This is a genomic window from Nocardiopsis sp. NPDC006198 (assembly GCF_040613895.1).
Classification (GTDB): Bacteria; Actinomycetota; Actinomycetes; order Streptosporangiales; family Streptosporangiaceae; genus Nocardiopsis; species Nocardiopsis tropica.
In genome coordinates this window covers 1-4,813 of record NZ_JBEXSY010000127.1, presented here as the reverse complement: position 1 = coordinate 4,813, position 4,813 = coordinate 1, and the positions used below count along the sequence as shown (strand labels likewise).

The window sequence follows — 4,813 nt, the reverse complement described above, 5'->3', positions numbered from 1 at the left end:
TCGCGCAGCACCGACGTGCTCGCCGGGCTCGGACCGGAGGCGCCCGCGCCGGGCGGGGAGGGCGCGCCGGTGGCGCCCGTGTCCGGTTCCTCCGCCGGGTCGGGGGGTGCGCGGGATGCGGGGGCCCCGGCCGCCCGTCGCTCCCCGGGGCCGCACCGCCGGTCCGCGGCGGCGGGTCGGCGGCCGGGGCCGCACCAGCCCTCGTCCGGGGTCCGGGTGCCGGGCGGGCGTCCGCGTCCGGTGCGGACCCCGGCCCGGGCCCCGCTCGCCGGGGCGGCGGCGGGCCGGTGCGCCGCCGGTCCGCTGCTCGCGGGCCACCGGACGCCGGGTGAGGTGTATCTGCTGGCCCAGCGGTTGGCGGAGGTGCTGGTGGGCCGCCGTGCGCCGGAGGTGCTGCGGGACCAGTTGGCGGTTCCGGTCCGTGAGGAGCTGCGCCGGCTGCGGGGGGCGATCCCGTGCGGGTTGGCGCCCCGGTTGGGGAGGGTGTTCCACCAGAGGGCGGACGCGGGCGGGTCGGGTGCTCCCGAGGTGGAGGCGAGTGCGGTGATCGGCTGTGCCCGGCGGTCGCGGGTGTTCGCGTTCAGGGCGCGGCGGGTGGAGGGGCGGTGGGTGTGTGTGCGGTTGGAGACCGACAGCGCGGTGCGGAGCCGGACCGGGGTGCCGGTGGTTCGTTCGCCGTGAGGGGGCGGGGGTAGGCCGGGCGGTGCGTCCGGGCCCGGGGCCGTCGACGGCGGTTGTCGCGGGTGAGCCGGGAAAGTGCCTGGATTTCCGGCTACGGGCGTGGATAGGGTCCCTCTGGGGTGGTCTCCTGACCGGAGGGCGTCCCGTGTTCGAGCGGTCGTGTCCCGATGTGGTCGCGCCGTACCTGGTACGCGGAGGCTCCGGACGACGGCGCCCCGCAAAGGGATAAGGAGGGGGCGGTCGCGGCGCCCCCGCGCCGGGACGGCCATCCGTGTATGAAACCTGCTGACATCGTCCACCTGCACAGCCTCAGCGCTCCGACCCTGTCGCCGGACGGGCGGCGCGCGGTCTTCGCCGTGACCCGCCCGGACCTGGAGGAGGACGCCTACCTCGGTTCCCTGTGGTCGGTCCCCACGGACGGGTCGGCCCCGCCCGCCCGCCTCACCCGGGGCGCCAGGGACAGCGGCCCGGTGTTCTCCCCCGACGGGCGCTGGATCGCCTTCCTGCGGCCCGACGAGGACGAGCGCGCCCAGATCCACGTGCTGCCCGCCGACGGCGGCGAGCCCTGGAAGATCACGTCGCACCCCCTGGGGGCCGGGGCGCCGCGCTGGAGTCCGGACTCCAGCCGCCTCGCCTACACCGCCAGGGTCCCCGAGCCGGGCCGGTACGTGGGCGTGGAGCCGGGCAAGGAGCCGCCCCGGCGCATCACGCAGGTCAAGTACCGGTTGGACGGCCTGGGGTTCACCAACGACCGCCGCTCGCACGTGTTCGTGTCCGCGCCGGTGGACGCCTCGGGTGAGGCGGGGGAGCCGGTCCGGGTGACCGGGGGCGACTTCGAGCACGCCGACGTGGCGTGGCGGCCCGACGGCTCCGAGCTGCTGTTCGCCGCCTCTCGGCACGAGACGCGCGACACCGACCTGGTGCAGGACGTGTGGGCGTGCGCGCCGGAGGAGGGGGCGCGGCCCCGCCGGGTGACCGCGGGGGACCTGGACGCCTGGGGCGGCCGGTTCTCCGGGGACGGTTCGACGGTGTTCTTCAGCGGTGACGAGATCGGCCCGGACCTGGACGACTTCGTGGGGCGCACGACCGGGGTGTGGTCGGTTCCGGCGGACGCCTCGGCGGTGCCGACGCGCCTGACGCCGGGGGAGGGGCCGCGGATGACGGGTCCCCTGCTGGTGGTGGCGGACGGGGTGTTGGGGCTGGCCGAGAACCGGGGTGCGGTCGATCTGGTGCTGGTGCCCTTCGGGGGCGGTGTGCCGCGGGTCCTGGTGGGCGACAAGGTCCAGGTCCAGTCGTTCGACAGCGCGGGCGGTGTGACGGTCGCGGTGGTGGCCGACGGGCGTTCCAGCGGTGAGCTGGTGGTGGTGTCCGGGGACGGTGTCAGGCGGCTCACGGGGTTCGCCCGGGGGCCGGCCCCGCTCCCGATGGCCGAGCTGACGGCGCACGCGCCCGACGGGTACCCGGTGCACGGGTGGGTCACCCTTCCCGAGGGCGAGGGGCCGCACCCGGTGGTGCTGATGATCCACGGCGGCCCGTTCGCGCCCTACGGCCACCAGCTGTTCGACGAGACCCAGGTGTACGCGGCGGCGGGGTACGCGGTGGTGATGTGCAACCCGCGCGGGTCCTCGGGGTACGGGGACGAGCACGGCCGGGCGATCATCGGCGCGGTGGGCGAGGTGAGCGCGGCCGATGTGATGGCGTTCCTGGACGCGGCCCTGGAGGACGGGCGGCTGGACTCCTCGCGGGTGGGCGTCATGGGCGGTTCGCACGGCGGTTTCATGACGACGTGGATCGCGGCGCACCACGGCGGGCGCTTCCGTGCGGCGATCAGCGAGCGGGCGGTGAACGCGATCGAGAGCTTCCACGGCTCCTCCGACATCGGTTCGTTCTTCCCGCGGCCGCTGTACGGTCCGCCGGAGGTGTGGGCGAAGGAGAGTCCGCTCACCTATGCCGACCGGATCGGGGTGCCGTTCCTGATCATCCACTCCGAGGAGGACTGGCGGTGTCCGGTGGAGCAGGCGCAGCGCCTGTTCGTGGCGCTCAAGCTGCGCGGGCACGAGGCGGAGATGCTGTTGTTCCCGGGTGAGGGGCACGAGTTGTCGCGGTCGGGGCTGCCCAGCCACCGGGTCGCGCGTTTCGAGGCGGTCCTGGACTGGTGGCAGCGCCACCTGTGATGTTCGTCGGGGGCGGGGGAGGACCCCGCCCCTTCCCCCGGTTCTCGTGATACACGTCTCTTTTTCGGGGGTGGTTGACCTGGTTTTGGTGTGTTCGGAGCGGGGATGCTGTGTGCCCGCTTCGCGGGAGCCGTCGGGATTTCCGCTCGGTCGGCGCGGCCTCGCAGGTCAGGGGGTTGCCCAAGGCGAGGTAACGAAAGGGTCGCGTTTCGCCCTTGTCGTGAATTAGTGTTCCCTCAGGTCGGAACGCACCGCTCGGTCACCATCAGGGTGACGGCGTCCGGTTTCCGTCGCACCCCGCCCGTCAGCAGCTCTCTTCCCGAGGGCGGGGGCCACCGCAGCACGCCCGGCACACCTCCCGCGGCCTTTCCGCCGCGTACCGGGACCCCCTACCGCTCATCCCCGCACGCCTGCCACAGGTGTGTCCGCGGGATGCCCTGCGCTGGTAGACGGGTGTGGGAGAAAGGCAGTCGATCCCTTGACTCGCAACCCCGAACCCGGTTCGCGTGGAAGGCGCCGCGGCGCGACGGTCGGTTTCGTCGCCCTCGGCGCGCTCGCCCTCTCCTCGGCCCCGGCACTGGCCGAACCCACCGCGGAGGAGGCGCAGCAGCGCTACGAGGAGCTCCAGGAGGAGCTCTCGGTGCTGAACGAGGCCTTCAACCAGGCGGAGGAGGACCACTCCAGCGCCCGGACCGAGCTGGAGGACATCGACGCCCGGCTGGCCGAGGCGCAGGAGGACCTGGACGCCATGTCCGGCCAGGTCGCCGGGATCGCCCGGGTCGCCTACACCGAGTCCACGCACAGCCTCTTCACGGTGCTGTTCGACAGCTCCCCCGACGCGGCGCTGCAGAACGTGGCCGACCTCAACTTCCTCTCCGAGGGGCAGGAGGTGGTCCTGGCGGACTACGTCGTGGAGGTGGAGCGCGCCGAGGAGCTGCGCGAGCAGGCCGCGGCGGCCGAGGAGGGGGCCGCGCAGGCCCTGTCCGAGGCCGAGTCGGCCCAGGAGGAGGGCGAGGCGGCCCTGGAGGAGCAGGCCGCGGTGCTGGAGAGCCTGGGCGGGGTGGACCCGACGGCCGGCGCCGCGGGCGCGGCCGCCACCGGAGGGGACGCCGGCGCGGTGTCCGGGGACGTCCAGGCGGTACTGGACTTCGCCCGCGCGCAGATCGGCAAGCCCTACGTGTGGGGCGGCACCGGGCCCGACGGCTACGACTGCTCGGGCCTGGTCCAGGCGGCATGGGCCCAGGCGGGCGTGAGCCTGCCCCGCACCACCTACGACCAGGTGAACGCGGGCACGCGCGTCTCGCGCGACGAGGTCCAGCCGGGGGACCTGCTGTTCTTCTACAGCGAGTCCGCCCCCAGCCATGTGGGGATCTACTCCGGCAACGGGATGATGATCCACGGCTCCAACCCCTCCAAGCCGCTGGAGGAGGTCTCGCTGGCCGCGTACTGGGACGGCGTCTTCTCCGGGGCGGTGCGCGTCGGCTAGCGGATCGGCCGCGAGGGCGGCCGATGCGGGGCCCGGCGCCGCCGTGGAGCGGTGGATGTCGTCCCTGCCGCCGGTCCCGGCGCCCGGGCCGGTCCGGGCGCGGGGTCACGGCGAGGGCGGGGCCGCGCTCTTGTCCGGGTGCGGCCCGCGTATCCTTCGGCCCATGGGACGACTTCTGTTCAGGGTCGCCGCCGGCGTGGCGGTGGTGCTCGCCTTCTTCTGGCTGCTCTCCGTGGTGGTCGGCCTGCTGATCTGGGGCGTGGTCATCGCCCTGGCCGTCGGCGTGGTCGTCCTCGGGGTGAGGATGCTCAGGGCCGATTCCGCCGGGAGGGGCCGGTAGCCCGCCTCCCGGGCGGGGTCCGGCGGGGGGGGGGGGGCGGGGCGGGGGGGGGGGCGCCCCCCGGGGGGCCGGGGGGGGGGAGGGGGGTGGGGGGGGGCAAGACGGGGGGGGCGGGCCGGGGGGGGGGGGCAG

At 74.9% G+C, this 4,813-nt stretch carries 4 protein-coding genes; all 4 read left to right on the top strand.

The genetic code is table 11. From position 1 onward, the window contains the following. Window positions 1-15 precede the first annotated feature (15 nt). The gene (locus ABZ234_RS33835; protein WP_355014755.1) at window positions 16-681 is read left to right on the top strand and encodes an Rv3235 family protein; all 666 of its coding nucleotides are present in this window, start codon (window positions 16-18) and stop codon (window positions 679-681) included. A gap of 275 nt (window positions 682-956) precedes the next feature. Beyond that, window positions 957-2,855, top strand: coding sequence for a S9 family peptidase (locus ABZ234_RS33830; protein ID WP_355014754.1), 1,899 nt, complete (start codon window positions 957-959; stop codon window positions 2,853-2,855). Between the two features lie 478 nt (window positions 2,856-3,333). Beyond that, complete coding sequence (locus tag ABZ234_RS33825; RefSeq protein WP_344181393.1) at window positions 3,334-4,341, top strand: NlpC/P60 family protein; 1,008 nt, start codon at window positions 3,334-3,336, stop codon at window positions 4,339-4,341. A 163-nt stretch (window positions 4,342-4,504) separates the two neighbouring features. Continuing rightward, window positions 4,505-4,681, top strand: coding sequence for a hypothetical protein (locus ABZ234_RS33820; RefSeq protein ID WP_344181395.1), 177 nt, complete (start codon window positions 4,505-4,507; stop codon window positions 4,679-4,681). Window positions 4,682-4,813: the final 132 nt, after the last annotated feature.

Bases quoted from the DNA above. Each gene is read 5' to 3' on its own strand.
- ABZ234_RS33830 (WP_355014754.1), top strand. From the start codon at position 957: ATGAAACCTGCTGACATCGTCCACCTGCACAGCCTCAGCGCTCCGACC.
- ABZ234_RS33820 (WP_344181395.1), top strand. From the start codon at position 4,505: ATGGGACGACTTCTGTTCAGGGTCGCCGCCGGCGTGGCGGTGGTGCTC.